The organism is Bradyrhizobium sp. 40 (genome assembly GCF_023100925.1).
In the GTDB taxonomy this organism is placed as follows: Bacteria; Pseudomonadota; Alphaproteobacteria; order Rhizobiales; family Xanthobacteraceae; genus Bradyrhizobium.
Genome location: NZ_CP064688.1, coordinates 5,591,625 through 5,613,618 on the forward strand (window position 1 = coordinate 5,591,625; position 21,994 = coordinate 5,613,618).

27 protein-coding genes and 1 pseudogene are annotated in these 21,994 nt (G+C 64.0%); 13 read left to right on the forward strand and 15 right to left on the reverse strand.

Annotated features, from left to right (window positions below; translation table 11 throughout):
- Positions 1 to 9 precede the first annotated feature (9 nt).
- Together ribB and IVB40_RS26880 are read right to left on the reverse strand one after the other, a co-directional pair.
- A complete protein-coding gene (gene ribB, locus IVB40_RS26875) occupies positions 10 to 1,086 on the reverse strand; it encodes a 3,4-dihydroxy-2-butanone-4-phosphate synthase (RefSeq protein WP_027568700.1) in 1,077 nt (358 codons plus the stop codon).
- A gap of 174 nt (positions 1,087 to 1,260) precedes the next feature.
- A complete protein-coding gene (locus IVB40_RS26880) occupies positions 1,261 to 2,988 on the reverse strand; it encodes a cation:proton antiporter (RefSeq protein ID WP_247816808.1) in 1,728 nt (575 codons plus the stop codon).
- Between the two features lie 67 nt (positions 2,989 to 3,055).
- Between IVB40_RS26880 and IVB40_RS26885 the strand changes: the two genes are divergently transcribed.
- Positions 3,056 to 3,583: a DUF3124 domain-containing protein gene (locus tag IVB40_RS26885; RefSeq protein ID WP_247356912.1), complete on the forward strand. Its 528-nt coding sequence runs from the start codon at positions 3,056 to 3,058 to the stop codon at positions 3,581 to 3,583.
- Positions 3,584 to 3,648: 65 nt separating this feature from the next.
- Complete coding sequence (locus tag IVB40_RS26890; protein ID WP_247816809.1) at positions 3,649 to 4,881, forward strand: PLP-dependent aminotransferase family protein; 1,233 nt, start codon at positions 3,649 to 3,651, stop codon at positions 4,879 to 4,881.
- A 4-nt stretch (positions 4,882 to 4,885) separates the two neighbouring features.
- Here the strand turns inward: IVB40_RS26890 and IVB40_RS26895 are convergent, their stop codons facing one another.
- Positions 4,886 to 5,158 carry a helix-turn-helix domain-containing protein gene (locus IVB40_RS26895; RefSeq protein WP_018456224.1) on the reverse strand — a complete coding sequence of 91 codons (273 nt, stop codon included), beginning with the start codon at positions 5,156 to 5,158 and terminating at the stop codon, positions 4,886 to 4,888.
- Positions 5,159 to 5,316: 158 nt separating this feature from the next.
- Between IVB40_RS26895 and IVB40_RS26900 the strand changes: the two genes are divergently transcribed.
- A complete protein-coding gene (locus tag IVB40_RS26900; RefSeq protein WP_247356916.1) occupies positions 5,317 to 5,769 on the forward strand; it encodes a hypothetical protein in 453 nt (150 codons plus the stop codon).
- A gap of 96 nt (positions 5,770 to 5,865) precedes the next feature.
- A complete protein-coding gene (locus tag IVB40_RS26905; protein WP_027516531.1) occupies positions 5,866 to 6,093 on the forward strand; it encodes a hypothetical protein in 228 nt (75 codons plus the stop codon).
- 69 nt (positions 6,094 to 6,162) lie between these two features.
- Here the strand turns inward: IVB40_RS26905 and IVB40_RS26910 are convergent, their stop codons facing one another.
- The 8 genes and pseudogenes from IVB40_RS26910 to IVB40_RS26945 all read right to left on the reverse strand — a co-directional run bounded on the left by IVB40_RS26910 (position 6,163) and on the right by IVB40_RS26945 (position 13,961).
- Positions 6,163 to 6,981: an aldo/keto reductase gene (locus IVB40_RS26910; protein ID WP_247356917.1), complete on the reverse strand. Its 819-nt coding sequence runs from the start codon at positions 6,979 to 6,981 to the stop codon at positions 6,163 to 6,165.
- Positions 6,982 to 7,128: 147 nt separating this feature from the next.
- A pseudogene (locus tag IVB40_RS26915) lies at positions 7,129 to 8,693 on the reverse strand (alkaline phosphatase D family protein).
- A gap of 119 nt (positions 8,694 to 8,812) precedes the next feature.
- The gene (locus IVB40_RS26920) at positions 8,813 to 9,235 is read right to left on the reverse strand and encodes a hypothetical protein (RefSeq protein ID WP_247816810.1); all 423 of its coding nucleotides are present in this window, start codon (positions 9,233 to 9,235) and stop codon (positions 8,813 to 8,815) included.
- Between the two features lie 89 nt (positions 9,236 to 9,324).
- Positions 9,325 to 10,344, reverse strand: a complete 1,020-nt coding sequence (locus IVB40_RS26925; protein WP_247816811.1) for a nitronate monooxygenase family protein — start codon at positions 10,342 to 10,344, stop codon at positions 9,325 to 9,327.
- A 93-nt stretch (positions 10,345 to 10,437) separates the two neighbouring features.
- Positions 10,438 to 12,057, reverse strand: a complete 1,620-nt coding sequence (locus IVB40_RS26930; RefSeq protein ID WP_247816812.1) for a DHA2 family efflux MFS transporter permease subunit — start codon at positions 12,055 to 12,057, stop codon at positions 10,438 to 10,440.
- Complete coding sequence (locus tag IVB40_RS26935) at positions 12,054 to 13,208, reverse strand: HlyD family secretion protein (protein ID WP_247816813.1); 1,155 nt, start codon at positions 13,206 to 13,208, stop codon at positions 12,054 to 12,056. Before IVB40_RS26935 ends, IVB40_RS26930 begins: the two co-directional genes overlap by 4 nt.
- Before the next feature lie 195 nt (positions 13,209 to 13,403).
- Complete coding sequence (locus tag IVB40_RS26940; protein ID WP_247816814.1) at positions 13,404 to 13,562, reverse strand: hypothetical protein; 159 nt, start codon at positions 13,560 to 13,562, stop codon at positions 13,404 to 13,406.
- A 24-nt stretch (positions 13,563 to 13,586) separates the two neighbouring features.
- Positions 13,587 to 13,961, reverse strand: a complete 375-nt coding sequence (locus IVB40_RS26945) for a PRC-barrel domain-containing protein (RefSeq protein ID WP_247816815.1) — start codon at positions 13,959 to 13,961, stop codon at positions 13,587 to 13,589.
- A gap of 156 nt (positions 13,962 to 14,117) precedes the next feature.
- On the opposite strand from IVB40_RS26945, the gene IVB40_RS26950 reads away from it, so the two are divergent.
- The 7 genes from IVB40_RS26950 to IVB40_RS26980 all read left to right on the forward strand — a co-directional run bounded on the left by IVB40_RS26950 (position 14,118) and on the right by IVB40_RS26980 (position 19,409).
- Entirely contained in the window at positions 14,118 to 15,905 is a 1,788-nt protein-coding gene (locus IVB40_RS26950; RefSeq protein ID WP_247816816.1) for a thiamine pyrophosphate-requiring protein, read from the forward strand.
- Between the two features lie 8 nt (positions 15,906 to 15,913).
- Positions 15,914 to 16,141, forward strand: a complete 228-nt coding sequence (locus tag IVB40_RS26955; protein ID WP_247816817.1) for a hypothetical protein — start codon at positions 15,914 to 15,916, stop codon at positions 16,139 to 16,141.
- An 87-nt stretch (positions 16,142 to 16,228) separates the two neighbouring features.
- Entirely contained in the window at positions 16,229 to 16,780 is a 552-nt protein-coding gene (locus IVB40_RS26960) for a DUF4142 domain-containing protein (protein ID WP_027516522.1), read from the forward strand.
- Positions 16,781 to 17,002: 222 nt separating this feature from the next.
- Entirely contained in the window at positions 17,003 to 17,893 is an 891-nt protein-coding gene (locus IVB40_RS26965; RefSeq protein ID WP_247291424.1) for an SDR family oxidoreductase, read from the forward strand.
- Positions 17,894 to 17,992: 99 nt separating this feature from the next.
- Entirely contained in the window at positions 17,993 to 18,577 is a 585-nt protein-coding gene (locus IVB40_RS26970) for a phosphatase PAP2 family protein (protein ID WP_247291037.1), read from the forward strand.
- Positions 18,574 to 18,921, forward strand: coding sequence for a DUF3147 family protein (locus tag IVB40_RS26975; protein WP_247356930.1), 348 nt, complete (start codon positions 18,574 to 18,576; stop codon positions 18,919 to 18,921). The genes IVB40_RS26970 and IVB40_RS26975 overlap by 4 nt, the downstream gene beginning before the upstream one ends.
- Positions 18,921 to 19,409, forward strand: a complete 489-nt coding sequence (locus IVB40_RS26980) for a DUF3147 family protein (RefSeq protein WP_247816818.1) — start codon at positions 18,921 to 18,923, stop codon at positions 19,407 to 19,409. Before IVB40_RS26975 ends, IVB40_RS26980 begins: the two co-directional genes overlap by 1 nt.
- Here the strand turns inward: IVB40_RS26980 and IVB40_RS26985 are convergent.
- Positions 19,406 to 19,573, reverse strand: a complete 168-nt coding sequence (locus tag IVB40_RS26985; RefSeq protein ID WP_247291039.1) for a hypothetical protein — start codon at positions 19,571 to 19,573, stop codon at positions 19,406 to 19,408. The genes IVB40_RS26980 and IVB40_RS26985 overlap by 4 nt on opposite strands.
- Positions 19,574 to 19,749: 176 nt before the next feature.
- On the opposite strand from IVB40_RS26985, the gene IVB40_RS26990 reads away from it, so the two are divergent.
- A complete protein-coding gene (locus tag IVB40_RS26990) occupies positions 19,750 to 19,998 on the forward strand; it encodes a hypothetical protein (protein WP_247356933.1) in 249 nt (82 codons plus the stop codon).
- Between the two features lie 136 nt (positions 19,999 to 20,134).
- On the opposite strand, the gene IVB40_RS26995 is transcribed toward IVB40_RS26990, so the two are convergent.
- Positions 20,135 to 20,341, reverse strand: coding sequence for a hypothetical protein (locus tag IVB40_RS26995; RefSeq protein WP_007594775.1), 207 nt, complete (start codon positions 20,339 to 20,341; stop codon positions 20,135 to 20,137).
- A gap of 314 nt (positions 20,342 to 20,655) precedes the next feature.
- Entirely contained in the window at positions 20,656 to 20,850 is a 195-nt protein-coding gene (locus tag IVB40_RS27000; RefSeq protein ID WP_027516515.1) for a hypothetical protein, read from the reverse strand.
- A 96-nt stretch (positions 20,851 to 20,946) separates the two neighbouring features.
- Here IVB40_RS27000 and IVB40_RS27005 point away from each other — a divergent pair, with 96 nt between their 5' ends.
- Complete coding sequence (locus tag IVB40_RS27005) at positions 20,947 to 21,459, forward strand: DUF4142 domain-containing protein (RefSeq protein WP_247816819.1); 513 nt, start codon at positions 20,947 to 20,949, stop codon at positions 21,457 to 21,459.
- 17 nt (positions 21,460 to 21,476) lie between these two features.
- Here the strand turns inward: IVB40_RS27005 and IVB40_RS27010 are convergent, their stop codons facing one another.
- Positions 21,477 to 21,758 carry a hypothetical protein gene (locus tag IVB40_RS27010; protein WP_247816820.1) on the reverse strand — a complete coding sequence of 94 codons (282 nt, stop codon included), beginning with the start codon at positions 21,756 to 21,758 and terminating at the stop codon, positions 21,477 to 21,479.
- Positions 21,759 to 21,994 lie beyond the last annotated feature (236 nt).

The following is a 21,994-nucleotide window of genomic DNA, read 5'->3' on the forward strand; positions in this document are numbered from 1 at the left end:
ATGACAGCGCTAGCTTTCGAGCAGCTCGTTGGCGACGATCTCGATGCCGAAGCCCGAAAGACCCTTGTAGTCGTGCACGGAGGAGGTGAGATGCCGGATCGAGGTGACGCCGAGATCGCGCAGGATTTGTGCACCGACGCCGACTTCACGCCACTGCCGGTTGCGGTCAGCCTCGGTCGCGCTCTCATCGGGCAGCGGCGCCACGGGGACACCGGCGGCACCGTCGCGCAGATAGACCAGAACGCCACGGCCCGATGTCTTGAAGTGCTCGAGCACCGCCGCCATGCGCTTGTGGCCGGTGAAGATGTCCTTGACGATGTTCGGCTTGTGGAAGCGTGTCAGGACGTTCTTGCCGTCGCCGACGCCGTTATAGACGAAGGCGACGTGGGCGATGGAATCGAACGGCGAGCGGTAGGCATAGCCCTGAAGCGGCCCGATCGGGCTTTCGGTGACGAAGGTCGAGACCCGCTCGATCAGCTTCTCGCGCACCTGGCGGTAGGCGATCATGTCGGCGATGGTGACGTGCTTGAGCTTGTGCTGGGCGGCGAAGCGGGCGACCTGCTCGCCCTTCATTACGCTGCCGTCGTCATTCATCAACTCGCTGATGACGCCGACTGGCGGCAGGCCGGAGAGCTTGCACAGATCGACCGCGGCCTCGGTATGACCGGAGCGCAGCAGCACGCCGCCGTCCTTGGCGATCAGCGGGAAGATGTGGCCGGGACGGGCGAAATCGTTGGCACCAGCGTTGGGATTGGACAGCGCGCGGCAGCACGAGGCGCGCTCCTCGGCCGAGATGCCGGTGCCGCCGTCGGGCTTGTAGTCGATCGAGACCGTGAATGCGGTGGTGTGCGCGGAATCGTTGTGGGCCACCATCGGATCGAGCCGCAGGCGGCGCGCATCTTCGGTGGTGATCGGCGCGCAAACGATGCCGGAGGTGTGGCGGATGATGAATGCCATCTTCTCGGCGGTGCAGAACGAGGCGGCGACGATCAGATCGCCCTCGCCCTCGCGGTCATCGTCGTCGGTGACGACCACGAGCTCACCCCGGGCAAAGGCCTGCAAGACTTCCTGGACGTTATCCGGCATTTCCCAATCTCTGACGGTTATGGCCCGGAGGCTTAGCCGGACTTGGGCCGGGGCGCTAGTGTCCCCGGCGCAACCGCATATGCCGGACCGCAGCCCTGCCCGACGGGCGGCTTGCACCGGGCATTCCAGAGATATGGGCGCGGAAAAGCCCGGTGAGAAGCCGGCCTAGCGCGGTCAGGGCAGCACCTCGCGCCGCTCGCCAAGCCGCTGATCGAGTTCGGCACGCTTGTCGGCCAACAGGCCGGCTTGGGCGGCCTCGATCACCGTGAACAACTCGTGGGCGTCGCTGAGCCGGGTCACGGTGACATAGCTGGCGCCAGCCGCGTAGAGTTCGTCCACATCCGACAACAGATCGGCCGTGGCAATGATCATGGCGGTCGGGTTGAGGGTGCGGACGTGGCGGACCAGCTTCTCGTTGCTGGCCCCCTTCAGAAGCGCATCCGGTACGCTGAGGATGATCATCTCGGACTTGCCGACGCCGGCATGGAGCAGCGTGTCGGCGCTGCTGATATCGCCATAGATCACATGCAGGCCGCGCGAAAGCAGCGTCTGGTACACATTGGGGTTGAAGTCGATCACGGTGATCTGCTCGAGCAGCACCGGTGCCTGCCGTTCGATCTCGGCCAGCAGCGCGCTCGCCGCACGGAAAAAGCCGAGGATGACGATGCGGCGCGCCTCGCCATGGCCTTCGTGCCCTTCCTCGCCTTGGCCATTGCCGTGGTCGAGATCGCGCAGGCCGATCCGCTTCAGGGGACCGATTGCCCAGCGGGTGATCTCATCGCTGCGGGTCATCACGAAGGTCGAGAGCACCGCCAGCACCACGAAGGCGAAGGAGGCCGCATTCGCCGTCTGGGCTGCGATGTGATGGTCGGCCACGCCGGTCTGGATCACCACCAGCGAGAACTCGGAGATCTGCGCGAGATTCAGGGCCGGCAACAGGCTGGCGCGCAGGCCCTGCTTCATCAGATAGAGCGGTGCGAAGGTGGTGACGAGGCGGCTCACCACCGTGAACGCCGCGATCATCAGGGCAAGCCCGATCACGGAGAGGCCGGGCACGGGAATGGTCATGCCGAGCGCGACGAAGAACAGCGTGATGAAGAAATCGCGAAGCGTCGTGACCTTGGCCGTGACGTCGAGCGCGTAGGGAAAGGTCGAGAGCGAGACGCCGGCGATCAGGGCGCCCATCTCGCGCGACAGGGACAGCCGCTCGGCGGTCTCGGCGACCAGGAAGCACCAGGCGAGCGCGCCGAGCAGGATCAGCTCGGGGCGGCGGGCGATCTGGTGAAACAGGCGCGGCAGCACGTAGCGGCTCACCAGCAGTGCCGCGGCGACCAGCACGGCGACGCGGCCGATCGAGAGCAGGACGACGCTGATTTCCAGATTGGCGAGGCTCGGCTGCACCGCCAGGAACAGGATCGCGAAGATGTCCTGGAGCACCAGCACGCCGAGGGTGATGCGGCCCGGCAGCGTGTCGAGCTCGCGCTTCTCGTAGAGCACCTTGACGATGATGACGGTGCTCGACAGCGCGCAGGCGACGCAGAGATAAACCGCGTCGAACTGGCCCCCACCGAGCGACAGGCCGATGCCGACGAAGAACAGCGCCCCGAGCAGGCAGCCGCCGAGGAGCTGGCCGCCCGCCGCGAACAGGATGACCTTTCCCGCCCGCACGATCTTCTTCAGGTCGATCTCCAGGCCGATCATGAACAGCATGAAGATCAGGCCGAGTTCGGAGATGACGCTGATCGATTCCTGCGACTTGACCCAGCCGGCGCCAAATGGACCAATGCAGAAGCCGGCGATAAGGTAGGCCAGGATCAGCGGTTGCCTGGAGAAGTGGGCAAGCAGGCCCAGCATCCAGGCAAACAGGATACAGAGAGTGATGTCGCGAATGAGCTCGTGCATGCCAGATTGGTCCGTTTTGCCGCACCCTAGTGATCGAGTGCGGCGCGGCAAGCGAGCAATTCGTCACATGCGGATGGGGCTCGCCATCGCAATGCTGCTATGTCCCCTCGCCTGCTCCGTCCCCGCGGCCGCTCAATCCAAGGTCAATATCGAACAAAGCTTTGCCGATTCCCTCACCGCACTGCCAAAAGAAGAACTCGCCGTCTCCGGCGGGTTCTACGTGCCCGCCTATTCCAGCGTCGCGATGAGCCAGGGCAAGCTGCGCGTCGACTTCTCGGTGACCCTGAGCGTGCACAACGCCTCCGAGACGCAAGCACTGGTGGTCAAACGCATCGCCTATTTCGACACCGCAGGCAAGCAGGTCGAGAGCTATCTGAAGGCACCCGTCGCGGTGAAGCCCCTCGCCACCGTCTCGATCTTCATTCCGACCGACGACGTACGCGGCGGGACCGGAGCCAATTTCCTCGTCGATTGGGCCGCAACAAGCGAGATCGCCGAGCCTGCCGTCGAGGCCTTGATGGTTGGCGGCGTCGCCAATGCGCATTACGCTTTCATCAGCCAGGGCCGTCCGACCCGGACGGTCGGCAAGAAATAAGCAAGAAGCACGACTGACCGGCGCAAAGCCGGCAGCCTGACAAGAATAGAACGAGGAACGCTCCCATGACGTCCAGCTTCGATTTTGCGCCCCTGTTTCCCGCAGGGCTGCCGGCCCCCTCTGCGCGCTGGACGGGCCTTGCCAAATACAGTTTTGTCGGCGGCAATAACGACTCCGAGCAGGTGCCGCTCGATCATCTGATCGAGGCGGCCAACCTGGCTCTGCAACGCGAAGGCCGCTCGCTCGCCACTTACGGGCTGGCACATGGTCCCCAGGGCTATCTGCCCTTGCGCGAATTCCTGGTGACAAAACTCAAGCGCGATGCTGGCATCAACTGCACGGTCGACGACCTCCTGATCGTCTCCGGCTCGCTGCAGGCGCTCGACCTCGTCAACGCCACGCTGCTGACGCGCGGCGATACCGTGATCTTCGAGCAGGATAGCTATCAGGGCTCGCTGACCCGCCTGGCACGGCTCGGGGTCAACGTTGTTGGCATTCCCCTCGATAAGGACGGCATGCGCATGGACGTGCTGGCCACGACGCTGGCCGACCTCAAGGGCCGCGGCATCCGGCCGAAATACATCTACACCATTCCGACCGTGCAGAACCCGACCGGCAGCATCATGCCGGAGGGCCGCCGCACCGAGCTGTTGCGGCTGTCAGCGGACTACGGCGTGCCCATCTTCGAGGACGATTGCTATGCCGATCTGGTCTGGTCAGGACAGCGGCCGCCGGCGATTTATGCGATGAGCCCGAACGGCGGCGTGATCCATATCGGCTCGTTCTCGAAGTCGATCGCGCCCGCGCTGCGCGTCGGCTTCATCGTCGCGCCCTGGGATGTGATGTCGCGGATGCTGGCGCTGAAGACGGACGCCGGCTCCGGCGCACTGGAGCAGATGGTGCTCGCCGCCTATTGCAAGCCGCATTTCTCGACCCACGTGCCGGCGCTGACCAAGGCGCTACGCACCAAGCTCGACACGCTGATGGAAGCCGTCAACGAGCAGTTCGGGACGGCAGCCGAGTTCGAGGAGCCGAAGGGCGGCATCTTCCTGTGGGTGAAGCTGCCCGATCAGGTGGATACGCTAAAGCTGTATCAGGCCGCGCTTGCCGCCGGCGTCTCGATCAATCCGGGGCCGGAATGGTCGACTGACAAGAACCATTCCAGATCGCGACTGAGGCTGTGCTTTGCGAGCCCCTCGCATCAGCAGATTCGCGAGGGCGTCGCCGTGCTGGCCGAAATCTGCCGCAAGGAGTTCGGCGTGCCGGCCCGCAGCGCCAATGTGGAGAAGCGAGCCTGAGCCTTCAGACGATCTGAGGCTGGCTGCCGTGGATCGCGGAGGCCAGCCGCAGCAGCAGCACGATCGAGACGTTGCCCTTGCCGGCCTCGATCTGGGCGATGTAGCGCTCGGAAATCCCGGAGCGGCGGGCCAGCTCCCGGCGCGACAGGACGCAGCGCATGCGTGAGGACTTCAAGCGGTCGCCCAGCTCGGCCAGAAACGCGCTCTCGGAATAAGGCGGCACGGCGCAGCTCCCGGGCAGCACCTCGCCTGCGAAATCCCTGACTTGATTCAGCATCGGTCTATCCAATTTCGCCTTCGGGAGCGCCATCCTACCCCGGAAGCGGCCGGCCTCATTGACGCGGATCAAATTCGCGCGCGATTGGTGGTCAGCGTGGACGATTGCTCGCAGGATGCTACACTTCGGAATCATTCGGAGGTGGGGCTTTTCAGAACATGAGGCGTTGTTTGAACCGCTGGATCGCGGCAGCAGTGCTGTGGGTTGCGTTCGAGCCGGCGGCTGGTGCCGAGTCGCTCGCGGCGACCGTTGAGCAATGGGGTCTGCTCGGCTCATGGGCGATCGACTGCGCGGTCCGGCCCGACCGCGACAAGGGCGCGCTCTTGATTTACGAGATCCGCAAGGACGGAAGGGTGATGTACCGGCGCAATTTCGGCGAGACCAAGGACGAAAACGAAGTGGTATCGGCGACGGTCAGCGCCGACGGCATGCTCAATGTGATGGTGTACTTCCCATCGCTGCAGCAGACGCGCGAGTTTGGCCTGCTCCTTTCGAAGCAAGGCAGCTTGCGCGCAATCTACAATCGCAGCGAGCGCGGCGAGTACACGATCAGGGACGGCAAATACGTCGCGACCGGCGCGTCAACACCTCCACAACAGCGCTGCGATTAACCCACCTGAACAGGCGTTCAGAAATCTCCTGCGATTCGTCCGGAACGTTCCCGCGAATGCGCCGTTTAGATTTGCATTCCATTGGAGGAGGACATCATGAAGAAGTTTGGTTATGTGCTTGCCGCTGTCGGCGCGCTCGCGGTTGCACTGCCGACGCTCGCCAGCGCGGAGACGGTGGTGATCAAGCGCGGAGGTCATCATCACGGCATGTATGGCGCCCGCGCCGAATACGGCATGCATCGCGATCACGGCTGGCATCGCGGCTGGCGCCATCGCGACCGCGTCGTCGTGATCAAGCGTGGTCACCGCCATCATTGGGACTAATGCGCAACGCAATATGGAAATGGCCCCTCGCGGGGCCATTTCTTTGCGTGCACGAAACGTTCGGCGAGGTCAGTCCCATGCCGGCGCGAAGCCGGGATTGACGCAGCGCCTGTCCTTCGGCAGCGCGGCGATCTTGTTGCGGTCGGCATCATCGAGGGTGATCTTCAGCGCGTCGAGATTGGCCTGCTGGCTCTCTCGGCGTGCGGCTTTCGGGATCGCGGCAACACCGTCCTGGTCGAGCAGCCATTTCAGCGCGACCTGCGCGGCGGTTGCATTGTGCCTCGCGCCGATCTCGGCCAGCACCGGATCGGAGGCGACGCGCCCCTGGGCCAGCGGGCAATAGGCGACCAGCGGGATCGATTTGGCCTTGAGATAGGCCAGCACCTTCGATTGATCGAGCATGGCGTGGTATTCGATCTGATTGCACGCGATCGGCGCCTTGATGTCCTCGACCGCGATCTTCAGCAGCGCCGTGGTGAAGTTGGCGACGCCGATCGCCCGCGTGCGCCCCTCCTCCTTCAGCTTCATCAGGGTCTCGAACACCGCGCCCCAGTTCGCCGCCTTGGACGGCCAGTGCACGAGATAGAGATCGACATGGTCGAGCCGCAGCTTCTTCAGGCTGGCGTCGAAGGCGCGGCGAATGGCGTCGGGGCTGAGGTTCTCGTGCCAGACTTTCGTCGTGACGTGCAGCTCGCCCCGCGACAGCCGGGCCGCGGCGAGCGCCGCGCCAATCGATTCTTCGTTGCCGTACATCTCGGCGGTATCGATATGGCGATAGCCGATCGATAGGGCGCTCTCGACCGCCGCGCGGCAGGCATCGCCCTGCATGCGGAAGGTCCCGAGGCCGAGCTTGGGCATGCTCATGCCCTGTGTCTTGAGAGTATCCATGAAAAGGCTCCTGATATCGTTCAGCCCGCCGGAGGCCAGCAGCAATGCTGCGTGAGCAGACTCTTTGGGGATGGAAGAGAGGTGGCGGGAATGGACAGCATAGCGCGGCAGGCGCAATGCGGCCAATCAAGATCGGGTTAGCGTCCCTCAGGAATGCTGCGCCACGACGGCTGGACGCGCCTGCGGCTGCGGCTCGATATCGACCGACCAGAGGTCCCGGTTGTCGACGTCCTTCAGCGTCACTGTCATCACGCCGGTCCGGCCATCGATGTCGACCTTGCCGAAGAACTGCAGTCCGAAACAGGGCGCGAGGTTTTCCCCCTGCGCCTCGCTGCACCCGTTCTGGTACATCGCGACGGGACCAAAGGTATCGTCGAGCTCGCCCGGCCCCCAGGTGCCGGCATGCAAGGGTCCCGAGACGAATTCCCAGAACGGTTCGAACTCCTGGAATTGCGCCCTGTTCGGATCGTAATAGTGCGCGGCGGTGTAATGCATGTCGGCGGTGAGCCAGACGATGTTGCGGAGTCCGGCGCGCTTGATGGACGCGAGAAGATCGGCGATCTCGTGCTCGCGCCGGTCGGGCGGCCCACTACCCAGCGCGACCGCATCGAGACTGACCAGCCCGATCGGCAGGTCGGCCGCGATCACCTTCCAGGTCGCGCGCGACGCCGCGAGCTCACGCTTCAGCCAGGCGAGCTGTTCGGCGCCCAGGATCCAGCCGCGGTGATCTTCGCCCTTGTTCCAGCTCTCGTCGCGATAGCTGCGCATGTCGATCATGAAGACGTCGAGCAGCGGGCCATAGGCGATCCTGCGATAGACCCGCCCCTTTCGCGCGCCGATGTCGTGGATCGGCATGAAGTCGAAGAACGCGCGGCGGGCGCGCGCGACCAGGCGCGGGGTGCCGTCATCCTCATGGCCGGCGGCGTCATAGCTGCCGGTCGGCGACCAGTCGTTGGTGACCTCGTGGTCGTCCCATTGCGCGAACATCGGCACCTCGGCATGGAAGGCGCGGAAGTGCTCGTCGAGATGGTGTATTTGTAATTGCCGCGGAACTGCGCCAGCGTGTGCGCGACCTCGGATTTCTCCTCGGTCACGACGTTGCGCCAGATCTCGCCGTTCGGCAGCTTCTGCTCGGAGGGGATCGTGCAGTCGGCATAGATGTGATCGCCGGAGTGGATGAAGAAGTCCGGGCGATTGTCGAGCATGGTGCGATAGCTGCGGTAGCCGCCGCGCGATCTGTCGATGCCCCAGCCCTGCCCCGCAGTATCACCGGACCACAGGAACGAGATCGACCGGCCGGCAGCCGGCGCAGTGCGGAAATGGCCGATGCGGCTTTCGCCGGCGATGCCGGTCGCGATGTCGTCGAAGCGCACACGATAGAAGATGTCCTGCCCGGGCGGCAGACCGTCCAGCAGCAGTTTCGAGGTGAAGTCGGCATCGGGCGACGCATCGCGCAAAGCCGACGCGATGACGGTCTTGAAGCTTTCCACGGATGAATAATCCACCCGCATCCGCGCCGGCCTGTCGGCGCGCGCCCAGATCACGGCGGAGCCATCCGAGACGTCGCCGGACTGGATGCCGCCTGCGATCTGCGGACGATCCGCGGCGCGGCTGAGATGCGGCGTTGCGAGCGCGGCAACGGCGAGGCTCGGGGTGGAACGGACCAGGAATTGCCGCCGAGTCCAGGCGCGCGAGGCGCGGAGCGCTACCATTCAGGAAACCTTCGTCGACTAGCGACGGAAGGTGCCTGCGTCGTTTGACCCCCGGCTTACGGTTTCTTGACCGCGGGCCTACGGTTTTACGACGTGCGGATGACGGCTCGGAGCTGAACCTAATGCTTCCAGTTGCAGATGCCGCCGCTGCGGCACGGCCAGGTCTGGATACGGGTGTCCATCGCCTGCGCGTCGAGGGGATTGCCGTGGCGATGCGCGAGCTTGGTGCGCGCCGCGCCGCGTGGCTGCGCGGGCTTGGCGTGCACGACGACCTTCGGCTCCGACACGCGCACGCGTTCGGCGGCCACCTTCTTCGGCACGTCGACCGGCTCGGCGCGCGCCTGCGCCTCGTTGCCGCCGCGCGCCTCCAGCGCGACCGGCGCGAACTGGGTTTCGGGCCCGAGCCGCTTCGGCGACAACACCGCCTTCGAAAGATCGAGGCCGAGATATTCACTGGGTTTGTAGTCGTCAGCGCGCGCGACGCCGCCCCATGCGAGCACGAGGGCAACGGCCATTGCAAAAGGAGCGCTCTTTGGAATCACGGACGCCTCCTGAAATTGATTGTTAAGAGGTAATTTACCTCTATTTAGGAAGCGTCGCGCGCAATTCCAGCGGTCAACTGCCGCCGTGGTTAAGAAGTTTGGCGGTGTCGGGCGACCTTTCGCGGTGCACCCGTCTCTTCAAGAAACCCCATCAGACGGGTGCGGATGATGGTTTCCGCCTCAGCCATGATCCTGTCGAGGAGTTCCTTGCAGGTGGGGATGTCGTGGATAAGGCCTGCGACCATGCCGCAGCTCCACGCGCCCGCGTCCATCTGCCCGTCCAGCATGATCCTGGGATAGACGCCCGCGACCTGGTCGTGGATGTCGTCGATCTTCAGCTTGTCGCCCTTCTCGCGTTCGATCTCGAGCAGGCGGTCGACATTGGCGTTCTTCAGCACGCGCTCGGTGTTGCGCAGGCTGCGCATGATCAGGCGGGTGTCGAGCTCGGTCGCCGCGACCAGCGCATTCTTGACGTTCTGGTGCACCGGCGCTTCCTTGGTGGCGATGAAGCGCGTGCCCATGTTCATGCCGGCCGCCCCCAGCGACAGCGCCGCGACGAGGCTGCGGCCGTCGGCCATGCCGCCGGATGCGACGAACGGAATCTTCAATTCCTCCGCTGCGCGCGGCAGCAAAATCATGTTGGGAATGTCGTCCTCGCCGGGATGGCCGCCGCACTCAAACCCGTCAACGCTGACGGCGTCGCATCCGATGCGCTCGGCTTTCAAGGAGTGGCGCACCGAGGTGCATTTGTGGATGACCTTGATCCCGGCGGCCTTCAGCGCGGGCATGTAGGCTTCCGGGCTGCGGCCGGCGGTCTCCACGGACTTGATGCCGCCTTCGACGATCGCCGCGATGTATTCCGGATAAGGCGGCGCGGCGAAGGTCGGCAGGAAGGTGAGGTTCACGCCGAACGGCTTGTCGGTCATATCGCGACAGCGTGCGATCTCTTTTGCCAGCAGCTCCGGCGTCTTCTGTGTGAGACCGGTGATGATGCCGAGCCCGCCGGCATTGGAGACGGCAGCCGCCAGCTCGGCAAAGCCGACGAAATGCATGCCGCCCTGGATGATGGGGTGCTCGATGCCGAACAGTTCGGTGATCGCGGTCTTCACTTAAATTACCTCCCGGGCTTTTGCTTGACGCTCGGAGCAGTCTAGCCGGACTTTTGCGCCGCGGTCACCATTTCTCTCCGAACGGCCGTTGGCTCAATGCCCCCGCGCGGGAGCGCCCAGCTTGATCGGGCGCAGCACCGCGGCGGTCGGGATCATCAGCACCGCGATGATCGCCAGCGTCCAGAACACGTCGATATAAGCGAGCAAATCGACTTGGTGCTGCAAAGTGCGGCCGACCCAGGCGACCGCCTGCGCGGCCGCATCGCTGGCATTCGAGCCCTGAGCCTGAAAGAAGCGGGTCATCGTCTCGATGGTCTGCTGATAGCCGAGATCCGACGGCGCGGCGTGCTCGATCAGGCGGCTCTGGTGGAATTGCTGGCGCTGCGCCAGAATTGTCTGCGCCAGCGCGACGCCCATGGAGCCGCCGATATTGCGTGCGACGTTGATCAGCGCCGAGGCCTGGTTGGTCTTGTCGGGCGGCACGCCGTCATAGGACGCGGTCGTGACCGGCAGGAACAGGAAAGGCAGACCGAGGGCGAGAAAGATGCGCGACATCGCGGCGTAGCCATAGGTGATGTCGCCGGTGAGACCCGTGAGATGCCACATCGAGAACGCGACGATGGCGGCACCGAACATGATGAGGTATTTCGGCTGCACGCTGCTGACGAGACGCCCCACCACCGGCATCAGCACCAGGGTCGCGATTCCGCCCGGTGACAGCGCGAGACCCGCCAGCATCGCGGTGTAGTTCAAATCGCTCTGGAGCAGCTGCGGCAAAAGCTGCGTCGTCGAGATCAGCACCGCGCCGGTCGCAAGCATGACCAGAAAGCAGGCGGCGAACTGGCGGCGGCCGAGCAGGCGGAGATCGACGATGGGATCCTCGCGCGTCAGCTCCCACGGGATCAGCGCAAGCAGGGAGACGGCCGAAAGCACCGCGAAGAACACGATCATGTTCGAGCCGAACCAGTCGCTGCGCTGGCCTTCGTCGAGCACGTATTCGAGCGAGCCGAGCCCGATCGCGACCAGCAGGAAGCCGACATAGTCGATGCGCAGGCCCTTGCTCAGCAGCTTCTCCCTCTCCTCCTCCGCGCCCGACGGCTCCTTGACCAGCGTGCCGACCAGGAACAGCGACAGCAATCCCATGGGAACGTTGATCAGGAACACCCAGTGCCAGGTGTAGGTGTCGGTGATCCAGCCACCGAGCGTCGGACCGACCACGGGCGCGACCACGACCGCGACGCCATAGATTGCGAAGGCCTGGCCGCGCTTGTGCGGCGGGAAGGAGTCGGCGAGGATCGCCTGCTCGCTGGTCGCCATGCCGCCGCCGCCAAGGCCCTGAAGGATGCGGAACAGCACCAGCGCCTGCAAATTCCAGGCGAAGCCGCACAAAAGCGAGGAGACCGTGAAGATCGCAACGCAGATCATGTAGAAGCGCTTGCGACCGATCACGGTCGACAGCCAGCCCGAGATCGACAGCACGATGGCGTTGGCGACGAGATAGCTGGTGATGACGTAGGTGCTCTCGTCGATGCCGACGGCGAGCCCACCGGCGATGTGGCGCAAGGCGACGTTGGCGATGGTGGTGTCGAGCACCTCCATGAAGGTCGCGATCGAGACGACGAATGCGATGAGGTAGGGATTATGACCGCCCGCCGCCGAGCGCTCGGGCGACCAGCCGCCCGCGGACGCGCCGCCCTGCGCCGTGTCGGTCATCGCACCCTGGTCCAGGGTACGACCGACATGCCGGGACCAACGGGCAAATCGGCCGGCCAGCTGTCGACCACGATCTTCACCGGCACGCGCTGTACCACCTTGACGTAATTGCCGGTGGCGTTCTCCGCCGGCAGCAGGCTGAACGCGGTGCCGGAGCCCGGCTGCACGGACTCCACATGGCCGGTGAGCTTGCGCCCGGGATAGGCGTCGATGCGGATCTCGACCGACTGGCCCGGCCGCATGTCGTTGAGCTGCGTCTCCTTGTAGTTTGCGACGATCCAGACCTCGTCGGGCACGAACATCATCAGGCTCTGGCCCGCATTGACGAAGGTGCCCTTCGCGCCGCTGAGTTTGACGACGCGGCCGGACTGCGCCGCAACGACACTGGTGTATTGCAGGTTCAGCTTGGCCTGATCGAGCTGCGCCTGCGACTGCTCGAGCTGCGCCCGGGCGCCCTCAAGCTGCGCCTGCAGCGTCTTGATGCCGACTTGCGCGGCCGTTACCGCAGTCTTCGCGCGTTCAGTGTTGGCCTGCTGCGCCTGAAGATCGGAGCGGGTCTGCTGCTGGCGCTGCACTGTGCCGGCGCCCTTCTCGACCAAATCCTGGGCGCGCGCGAATTCTTCCTGCGAGAACTGAAGCTGGGCCTGGGCCTGTTCGAGCTGCGCCTCCGCCTGCTTGATCTGCTCCTGCTGCGAAACAATCTGCGCCTCGACATTGGCGATGTTCGCCCTGGCGACCGCGACCTGCGCATTGGCTTGATCGATGGCGATGCGATAATCGCGCTCGTCGATCTTGGCGAGAAGGTCCCCGGCTTTGACGTGCTGGTTGTCCGTGACCGGGATGTCGGTCACGTAGCCGCCGACCTTGGAGGCAACGGAAAAGCTGCGCGCGGCGACGAAGGCATCGTCGGTGGATTCATAGTGGCGTATCTGAAGCCAATAGAGCAATCCGCCGATCAGCGCCGCGAACAAGACGATCGCGCCAACGCTTGCCACCAACCAATGCTCGCGAATCCGGTCTCGCAGCGACGGCGCCTGCGCCGGCTTCGCGTCCTGGGCGTCGGGGGCCTGATCAGGAGATGTCTTCGGAGCTTGCTTCGCCCTCTGCGGCTGCTCCGCGGACGGTCCACGCTCCCGTGTTTGAGCATCCACGGTGAACACCTTTCTCGGGGATCAAACTGGCGGCAGAGCCGCCAAAGCCGGCACACGCGCCGCGAGCCCAACTGCAACTCCTGATCATGGTTCCGCTTGTGTTGCGAGCACCATCGCGTTCGTGAACGCCTGCTCAACAAGCGAGCGCGGCACACTGGGTGCCGCGCACGCCTCTCACGGGAAATGCACCGGGAGTCAGTACGTCTTCGTCGCGTGCCACTTCTCGAGATCGGGCTTCACCTCGTCCGATCCCTGCTCCTTTTCCGGAGTGCCCTTCCAAGGCTTGTCCGTCTGCTTGTGCGAACCCCAGTCGCTCTGCTGCCGAGGATCGTCGTTAGGCCGTTCCTTGCTCATCGAGCTTCCTTTCGGCGGAAACGCTTACGCGAAGGGGACGCCGTAATACGAGTTGATGCCGCGAACCGCGGCGTCATCACCCCAGTTCCAATCACTCCGTTCGCCGTATTTCGGCGCGCCTTCCAGTTCCTTGGTGGTGATGCCCGTGACGTAACCGCCGAGCTCCGTGTCGTATTTCAGCGACTGCCACGGCAGCGGATAATGGTCGTTGCCGAGGCCCAGAAATCCGCCGAAGCCGAGTACGGCGTAGGACACCTTGCCGCTGACCTTGTCGATCATCACGCGTTCGATCGAGCCGATTTTGTTGCGATCGGCGCCGTAGACCGATGTTCCCTCGACCTTGTCGCTACCGATCAACCGACCCATTTCGTCTCGGTCCAGTTCACCCCGATTCAACATCTCAATTCTCCACTCAACCAGTGTGGAGACAACCCGATGAGGTGCGCGATCGTTCCGGCATGTTCCGTCAGACTTGAGGAACATCGCCGGAAACGGGCGGTTCTCTCAGCTTAAAATCCCGGAAACCAAATACCGGAAAACGAAGGGCCGCCCTCGATGTCCCAGACCGTCTCCGACTTCATCGTTCAACGTCTGCATCAATGGGGCGTGCGCCACCTCTTTGGCTATCCCGGCGACGGCATCAACGGCGTATTCGGCGCCCTTCAGCGCGCTGAGGGCAAGATCGGCTTTGTCCAGGCGCGGCACGAGGAAATGGCCGCCTTCATGGCGACGGCCTATGCGAAGTTCTCGGGCCAACTCGGGGTCTGTATCGCAACTTCGGGCCCGGGCGCCTCGCATCTGATCACCGGGCTCTATGATGCCCTGCTGGATCACCAACCGGTGCTCGCGATCGTCGGTCAGCAGGCACGCAATGCGCTCGGCGGGCACTATCAGCAGGAACTCGACCTCGTCTCGATGTTCAAGGACGTGGCTGGCGCCTACGTCATGCAAGCATCCTCGCCGGCGCAGATCCGGCATCTGATCGATCGGTCGATCCGGATCGCGTTGGCTCGGCGGACGCCAACGGTGATCATCCTGCCCAACGATATCCAGGAGGAGCCCTACGAGGATCCGCCGCGCGCTCACGGCACCCTGCACTCCGGCATCGGCTATAGCGCGCCAAGCATCAAGCCTCGTGACGCTGACCTCGACCGCGCCGCCGAGGTGCTCAACGCCGGCAAGAAGGTCGCGATGCTCATCGGCGCCGGCGCGCTCCACGCCACCGAGGAGGTAATCGCGGTCGCCGACCGCTTGTCCGCCGGCTGCGCCAAGGCGCTGCTCGGCAAGGCAGCGCTCCCCGACGATCTGCCGTGGGTCACCGGCTCGATCGGCCTGCTCGGCACCGAGCCCAGCTACAACATGATGCTGGAATGCGACACGCTGCTGATGGTCGGCTCCGCCTTTCCCTATGCCGAATTCCTGCCAAAGGAAGACGCGGCGCGCGGCGTGCAGATCGACATCGACGCCAGCATGATGTCGATCCGCTTTCCCATGGAGGTCGGCCTCGTCGGCGATGCCGCCGAGACGCTGCGCGCCCTTCTGCCGCGACTAAAACCCAAGAGCGACGGCGACTGGCGTCAGGGTATCCAGGACGACGTCGCGAAATGGTGGAAGACGCTCGATGATCGGGCACATCAGCCCGCAGCACCGGTCAATCCGCAGCTCGTCGCCTGGGAGCTGTCTCCGCGCCTGCCGGACCGTGCCGTCATCACCAGCGATTCCGGCTCCTGCGCCAACTGGTTCGCGCGCGACCTGAAGATGCGCCGCGGCATGACGGCCTCGCTCTCAGGCGGCCTCGCCTCGATGGGTGCCGCGGTGCCCTATGCGCTCGCCGCGAAATACGCCCATTCCGACCGGCCGGTGATCGCCCTCGTCGGCGACGGCGCGATGCAGATGAACAACATGGCGGAGCTGATTACCGCCGCCAAGTATTGGCGCGACTGGACGGATCCGCGCTTCATCGTCTGCGTCTTCAACAACGAAGACCTCAACCAGGTGACCTGGGAGCAACGCATCATCAACGGCGATCCGAAATTCGAGGCATCGCAGCGCATCCCGAACGTGTCCTATTCGCGGTTTGCCGAGCTGATCGGCCTCTCCGGCATCTACGTCGACAGCCCGCAGCTACTAGGCTCGGCTTGGGACCAAGCGCTCGCGAGCCAGATGCCGGTGGTGCTGGAGGTGAAGACCGACCCCGAAGTGCCGCCGCTGCCGCCGCACATCACCTTGCAGCAGGCCAAGAACTTCTCTCTTGCGCTGATGAAGGGCGATCCCAACGAGAGCGGAGTGATCAAGGGCGCGGCGCGGCAAGTGCTGGAAAAGATCCTGCCTGGAAGCGAATGAGGTGAAGCATGAGCGATTTCCGCGATATCCAGCACGGCGTCAACGATCCCGTCGATGGCCTCGACGTGAAGCGACAGATCAACGACAACCGGACGCCGCATGAACGGGCACAAAGCCATGCAGACGTACGTGCCGAGGCCACCGCCACCCCGACCGAGCCGTTTCTGCCCGAACGACTTCGGCGCAAGCCGACCGATCCGATCAATCCACGGACCGGGCGGAGACCGACGGATTAACCGTTAGGAACTCCGGCCCCTGCAGCGTGTTGGTGGGCGCAACGTCGCGCGGCCAGAGGCTGCGCGCCCATTCAAAGGGATCGGACCATGAAACGTACCATCATCGCAGCTGCCTGCGTGCTGCTCGCAGGCCCCGCACTCGCCCAGTCGCTCGGCGAGAAAACCGGCGTCAACTCGGCGCTCGGCGTCGCGCCTGCCACCGCCGACTTCGTCAAGGAAGTCGCCATCAGCGACATGTTCGAGATCGAATCGAGCAAACTTGCCGAGCAGAAGGGCAACGCGCAGGAGAAGACTTTTGCGCAGCAGATGGTGACTGACCACACCAAGACCAGCAGCGAACTGAAGGGCCTCGTCAGCGGCGGCAAGGTGCAGGCGACCCTGCCGACAGCGCTCGACAGCTCGCATCAGAGCAAGCTCGACAAGCTCAAGAGCGCGAATGGCAAGGACTTCAGCTCGGATTACAACTCGTACCAGGTCAGTGCCCACGAGGACGCGGTCTCGCTGTTCGAGCGTTACGCCAAGGGCGGCGACAATTCCGACCTGAAGGATTGGGCCGGCAAGACGCTGCCCGCGCTCAAGCACCATCTCGACATGGCCAAGGAGCTCGGCAAGGCGCCGAGCGTCGGCCAGACCAAGTAAACATCTTCCGAGGACGCCGGCCTCCTGGTCGGCGTCCTCCCGTTTGCAACGATGCCTCTCTCCGCGCATTGAGATCGCGATATCGCGGAGACCGTCATGACGCATCCAGACAAGACTTCAGTATCCCGCCGGCACGTCGTCCAAGCGGCGAGCGCAACGCTTGCTGCTGCTTCGCTGGCCTCTTCGACAGCGAAAGGAGACGCCTCCATGGCCGAGCAGAAAATGGCCGAGCAGAAACTGGTCGATCCCGTCACCCGCTTTCCAAAGCCGCCGTTCAAAAAACAATCGCAGCCCTGGCCTGGCCTCGCCGGCAAGATGGAGCCGCCTCCGGATCACGGCGAGACCAGCTACAAGGGCTCCGGCCGGCTCGCCGGCCGTAAAGCGCTGATCACCGGTGGTGATTCAGGTATGGGCCGCGCCGCTGCGATAGCCTACGCGCGCGAAGGCGCCGACGTCGCCATCAACTATCTGCCGGCGGAAGAGCCCGATGCGCAGGACGTTATCGCGCTGATCAAGAAGGAAGGGCGTATCGGGCTCGCGATCCCCGGCGACCTCAAGGATGAGGCTTTCTGCAAGAAGCTGGTCGAGCAGGCCACGCAGGGGCTAGGCGGCCTCGATATCATCGTCTGCAACGCCGCACGCCAGCAGAGCCGCGAATCGATCCTCGACGTCTCCTCCGAAGATTTCGATGCGACGATGAAGACCAATATCTACGCGCCGTTCTGGATCATCAAGGCGGCGCTGCCGCATTTGAAGCCCGGTTCGTGCATCATCGGCACGACATCGGAGCAGGCGTACGACCCGTCACCGGAGCTCTACGACTACGCGCAGACCAAGGCAGCGACGATGAACTATGTCAAATCGCTGGCAAAGCAGTTGGGTCCGAAGGGCATCCGCGTCAATGGCGTCGCACCGGGACCGATCTGGACGCCGCTCCAGGTCTCCGGCGGCGCCACCATGGAGAAGCTCGAAAAATTCGGCGGCATGACGCCGCTCGGCCGTCCCGGCCAGCCCGCCGAACTGGCCTCGATTTACGTGCAGCTTGCCGCAGCCGACGCGAGCTATGCGACCGGCCAGGTGTATGGGTCCGCGGGTGGATCGGGACAGCCGTAGTCCGGCGCTGCAGGTTGATGCCACGAGGCAAAGCCCAGGAACCTTCTTTGTCTCCCGGCTTTACAAAACTGTCACAAAGGACATCACGCTTGCAGACCGATGGCATTGGTAGAGGTCAAACCCAGCCGGATCGATACCGCGATCGCGGATACAATCGCTGATCACACCAATTCAGGCGTCGAGCACACGGCGCAGACATTGACCTGGGCCGCCGACGAGCACGTGCTGCTCGCGCTGGCCGCAATAGGGTGGCTGTACACTCACATTCGGCAGCCGCAACAGCGGCCCGTGGCAAATCACATTCTGGCCGTGTCGCTGGCGACGGCCGTCCTGCCGCATGTCCTGAAATCCGTATTCGATCAGACCAGGCCAGACCGGCTGACCATACGCGGACACCGACATGGAGTACCCATCTCAGGACAGGCGCGCGATGCCTTCCCGTCCGGTCACGCGGTTCATATGGGCGCACTTGCCTCGGCGGCGGGCTTGCTGCCAAAGACGCCGCGCCGATTGCTGCGCACGGCAGCGATCGCGCTGTCGCTGACACGGATTGCGGTGCTCGCGCACTGGGCAAGCGACGTGGTCGCAGGCTTCGCGCTTGGCGCCGCCGTAGAGAGACTCGTGCGGCCATGGACACTGACGCAATCGTTCCGCAAGCAAGTCAATCGGCGAGAAAAGCCGTGACCGAATATATCGTGCGCTTCATCGCCGGTGGCATCATCGTCTCGGCTTTTGCGATCTTGGGGGATATGCTCAAACCCAAAAGCTTTGCGGGGTTGCTCGGCGCGGCACCGTCGGTCGCATTGGCGACGCTCGGCATCGCCGTTGTCCAGCACGGCCTGCAATATGCTGCGGCCGAAAGCTGGACGATGATCTATGGCGCGGTCGCGCTCGGCTGCTACAGCGTCGTCGTCTGCCATCTGCTGATCAGATACCGTGTGTCCGCGCTGCCCGCGACCGTCCTCGCTGTGATCGTGTGGTTGGCGGTTGCCTTCGGCCTGCTCGCCGGCTTCGGAGGTGCGGCCTGATGCCGGTCAAGCTGTCATTCGCAGCGCTCAAGCAGACACGCTGGTACGAATACGGCATTCGTTTCCTGCTCGGTGGCCTGGCGACCGTGCTCACGGGGGTTCTGGGAGCGCGCTTCGGCGTGTCCGTCGGCGGACTGTTCCTTGCGCTTCCCGCCATCTTCTGCGCGAGCGCGACGCTGGTCGAAAGCCATGAGCGCCGCACCAAGGAGAAGGCCGGCCTCAGCGGCACGCGCCGCGGGCAAGAGGCTGCCGCGCTCGACGCAGCTGGCGCCGCCTGGGGAAGCATCGGCCTCGTCGCATTCGCCGCCGTCTTTCATTGCACCGTGGCCGCGAGCGTTCCGGGCGCTTTCGCTGCCGCGTTGATAGCCTGGGCCGTCGTTTCGGTGTTGGCCTGGTGGCTCAGGCGCAAGCTGCGCATCGTCTCCCGCAAACCGCACCGGTCAGCCCATTCGCTATCGGCCAAGGGCTCTTCCCTTGCGAAGCGCTAGCCCGCCTTGGCATGCGTTGACGGCTGCAATCTCGGCGGTTGAAGGCCCGGGCTGTTGGCCCAGCGCTCGACCTGCTCGATGACCTTCTGGTGGCTGAGGCGCACCGGCTTGGGTGCCTCGCTGTCTTCGATATGTATGCGGGGCAATCTGACTTCGCTCGTCATGACGTCTCTCCCATTTGCCGGGAGCATACACCTGCCCAATGGCCTTTGCATCATATAACTTATTGATTTTGTTGCATTTTTTTGCTAACTTGGCGCCATAGCCGCATCTTGTGGAACCGCGGCCGAATGAGTTCGTTGAGTAAACTACTCAACTTGCTCATTTTGGGTGATTGATCATGAACGACCTTCGCGCCGAGCGGCTCCAGGTCATGCTATCACCGGAAGAACTGGCCGCGGTGGATGACTTCCGGTTCAAACATCGCATGCCGACGCGAGCCGCAGCCGTGCGCGAGCTCCTGAAGCTCGGACTCGCCACCGCAGCGGTCGATGCAGGGGCGAATGTCAAATCGAGCAGGTTCGGAGTTTTCGGCCGCGGCCCGGACGGCCATACGCAACCCCATTCGCAGCGCGATGCCGAGGATTAGTCCAGCCTGATGCTCAAGCAAACGGCCCCGGCACGGGGTGCCGGGGCCGTCCTTGGAGATTACTTCCGGATCACCGGGGGCATGACAACCGGAAGCAATCTCTCGACTCTTTGCGGGCGGTTTCGTTCCTGATGGATTAGCCGCTCGGCGCGTCGCCGGAATCATCCGGCGCCATGCCGGAGCCGGGCGTCTTGCTATTGTCGTTCAGCTTGGGATCGCGCGTGGCCTCACGAGAGGGCGAGCCCTTTGGCTCCGACTTGTGTACGGTCTGCGCGCGCTGCTTGTCCCGCGGCTGCTGTTCACCGCGCTGATCTCTGATGATGCCTTGGTCGGAATGGGCCATGATAGCTCTCGCCTCTTTGCTGTCTCGAAGCGCTTACGCGCCTGAGCGTCGAAGGTTCCGACCCGCGAGATCAGACTGCTAACTGTGCGCTGAGTGCACCGGGGCCGATGCATTTTCATGATGCACCTGCCGCACCGTCGTCACGGTGGCGAACGCGACCGACACGCCAAAGGCGAGAATGAGCGAGAGTAGAGCCAGACGTGGAGCCATTGCAAAAACCTCCCGGAATAGGAAATCAACGCGATCGACTGTTACGAATGATCCTGCTTGCCGTCCGTGAGCAGTCTCACACGCATATCCACGAAACGAGAGCGTTACGCATCCTGCTTTTGACGGATGCGGGCTGGAACGGGCGGCACCTCGCCATCGAGCCAATCCTGCTCGTTGGCGAGTGCCGTCCACGCGTTCGCCATGCGCAGAAAACGATTGTGTGACGGCTGTCCTTCAGCGCGCTCAGCGAGCTGGAGGCAGTTGTCGGCGTTATCTCTGAAGATCTCGGACTGTTTCATGAACATGAATTGGGGACGGAACCGTCGCGTCGCAACTGCCCTTACCGGATCGTAACATCTGCGGAACTTTCGCCCGCCATCCGCCATTGGATATCCATGCGGATTCTTCTCGCGGTAGTTTTGGCGTTCATCAGCACTGCAGCGCTTGCCGACAGCACCGGGGAGCGAAGGCCGGCTGGCCGCACGCCGACCGCAACCGAGACCATCAGCGACCTCTACAGCTTCAGCCGCTTCCAGCAGGGTCTGCTGGAGAGCACCGACCTCAAGGGTAATGCCGAGGTCAAGAACCTCGCCGCCGTGCGCGCCGAAGAAGCGGCCCGGCGGGACAAGGCCCTGAAGGAGATTCAGGAGGCGATCGGCACCGAACCGCGCGTCCCAAAGACGACTCCGGCGAGCGCGAGCCTGGTCGAACCCGAAACCTCGGACGGACCGACTTTCGTCAGAAGCTTCTATGCCGCGCAAATTCCCGAATATGAATCGGTGATCGACCTGCTCGAGCGCTATCTGAAGGGGCCCGACAATGCCGCGCTTGCAGCCTTCGCGCGCGAGCAGCTCCCGATGTTGCGCTCGCAGGTCAAGGACGCCGAGCGCACCATGGCGGACAAGTAGGGCTGCCAAGCAATCCGTTACTTTTGCCGGCCCTCCGGCCGCGCGCTGCGGTTGCCCTCCAGCATCTTGTCTCGGCCGGCATCCCCATTGTCATCCTTGCCGCCCGAACTCGACGTGCCGCTACCGCTGGGATTAGACCGGGTCGACGTACCCGTGGTTGGTGTGTCCGCGCGTGGGGTGGCGGAGCTTGCGGCTGGATCGCCGGTCACGGCACCACGGCCGCTGGGCGCGCCGCCCTGCGCCAACGCCGATCCGGCCAACAACATCACTGTGCCGATGACGGCAAACCCTGCTTTCATGTGCGCTCTCCCTGTATCTGCGGGCTAACGGCACGCCCGGCGCTCCGTTCCGGAAGGCAGATGACGGTGGCCCGAAAGCGGCCTCGTATCTTCTCTTCCGCCCGGAAAAAACTGGGAACCGGATGGAACCATTCCGAGGGATCGCACTTGTGTTAATCGGGCTGAGCAAGCAGGTTCCACTTCCTGGCGCCGTCACGTTGGCGCTTGATTTCGAATTTGGCTGACGCTCTATTTTG

Excerpts from the sequence above, each read along its gene's own strand:
- ribB (WP_027568700.1), bottom strand. The coding sequence starts at position 1,086 with ATGCCGGATAACGTCCAGGAAGTCTTGCAGGCCTTTGCCCGGGGTGAG.
- IVB40_RS26880 (WP_247816808.1), bottom strand. The coding sequence starts at position 2,988 with ATGCACGAGCTCATTCGCGACATCACTCTCTGTATCCTGTTTGCCTGG.
- IVB40_RS26885 (WP_247356912.1), top strand. The coding sequence starts at position 3,056 with ATGCGGATGGGGCTCGCCATCGCAATGCTGCTATGTCCCCTCGCCTGC.
- IVB40_RS26890 (WP_247816809.1), top strand. The coding sequence starts at position 3,649 with ATGACGTCCAGCTTCGATTTTGCGCCCCTGTTTCCCGCAGGGCTGCCG.
- IVB40_RS26895 (WP_018456224.1), bottom strand. The coding sequence starts at position 5,158 with ATGCTGAATCAAGTCAGGGATTTCGCAGGCGAGGTGCTGCCCGGGAGC.
- IVB40_RS26900 (WP_247356916.1), top strand. The coding sequence starts at position 5,317 with ATGAGGCGTTGTTTGAACCGCTGGATCGCGGCAGCAGTGCTGTGGGTT.
- IVB40_RS26905 (WP_027516531.1), top strand. The coding sequence starts at position 5,866 with ATGAAGAAGTTTGGTTATGTGCTTGCCGCTGTCGGCGCGCTCGCGGTT.
- IVB40_RS26910 (WP_247356917.1), bottom strand. The coding sequence starts at position 6,981 with ATGGATACTCTCAAGACACAGGGCATGAGCATGCCCAAGCTCGGCCTC.
- IVB40_RS26930 (WP_247816812.1), bottom strand. The coding sequence starts at position 12,057 with ATGACCGACACGGCGCAGGGCGGCGCGTCCGCGGGCGGCTGGTCGCCC.
- IVB40_RS26940 (WP_247816814.1), bottom strand. The coding sequence starts at position 13,562 with ATGAGCAAGGAACGGCCTAACGACGATCCTCGGCAGCAGAGCGACTGG.
- IVB40_RS26945 (WP_247816815.1), bottom strand. The coding sequence starts at position 13,961 with ATGTTGAATCGGGGTGAACTGGACCGAGACGAAATGGGTCGGTTGATC.
- IVB40_RS26950 (WP_247816816.1), top strand. The coding sequence starts at position 14,118 with ATGTCCCAGACCGTCTCCGACTTCATCGTTCAACGTCTGCATCAATGG.
- IVB40_RS26955 (WP_247816817.1), top strand. The coding sequence starts at position 15,914 with ATGAGCGATTTCCGCGATATCCAGCACGGCGTCAACGATCCCGTCGAT.
- IVB40_RS26960 (WP_027516522.1), top strand. The coding sequence starts at position 16,229 with ATGAAACGTACCATCATCGCAGCTGCCTGCGTGCTGCTCGCAGGCCCC.
- IVB40_RS26965 (WP_247291424.1), top strand. The coding sequence starts at position 17,003 with ATGGCCGAGCAGAAACTGGTCGATCCCGTCACCCGCTTTCCAAAGCCG.
- IVB40_RS26970 (WP_247291037.1), top strand. The coding sequence starts at position 17,993 with ATGGCATTGGTAGAGGTCAAACCCAGCCGGATCGATACCGCGATCGCG.
- IVB40_RS26980 (WP_247816818.1), top strand. The coding sequence starts at position 18,921 with ATGCCGGTCAAGCTGTCATTCGCAGCGCTCAAGCAGACACGCTGGTAC.
- IVB40_RS26985 (WP_247291039.1), bottom strand. The coding sequence starts at position 19,573 with ATGACGAGCGAAGTCAGATTGCCCCGCATACATATCGAAGACAGCGAG.
- IVB40_RS26990 (WP_247356933.1), top strand. The coding sequence starts at position 19,750 with ATGAACGACCTTCGCGCCGAGCGGCTCCAGGTCATGCTATCACCGGAA.
- IVB40_RS26995 (WP_007594775.1), bottom strand. The coding sequence starts at position 20,341 with ATGGCCCATTCCGACCAAGGCATCATCAGAGATCAGCGCGGTGAACAG.
- IVB40_RS27000 (WP_027516515.1), bottom strand. The coding sequence starts at position 20,850 with ATGAAACAGTCCGAGATCTTCAGAGATAACGCCGACAACTGCCTCCAG.
- IVB40_RS27005 (WP_247816819.1), top strand. The coding sequence starts at position 20,947 with ATGCGGATTCTTCTCGCGGTAGTTTTGGCGTTCATCAGCACTGCAGCG.
- IVB40_RS27010 (WP_247816820.1), bottom strand. The coding sequence starts at position 21,758 with ATGAAAGCAGGGTTTGCCGTCATCGGCACAGTGATGTTGTTGGCCGGA.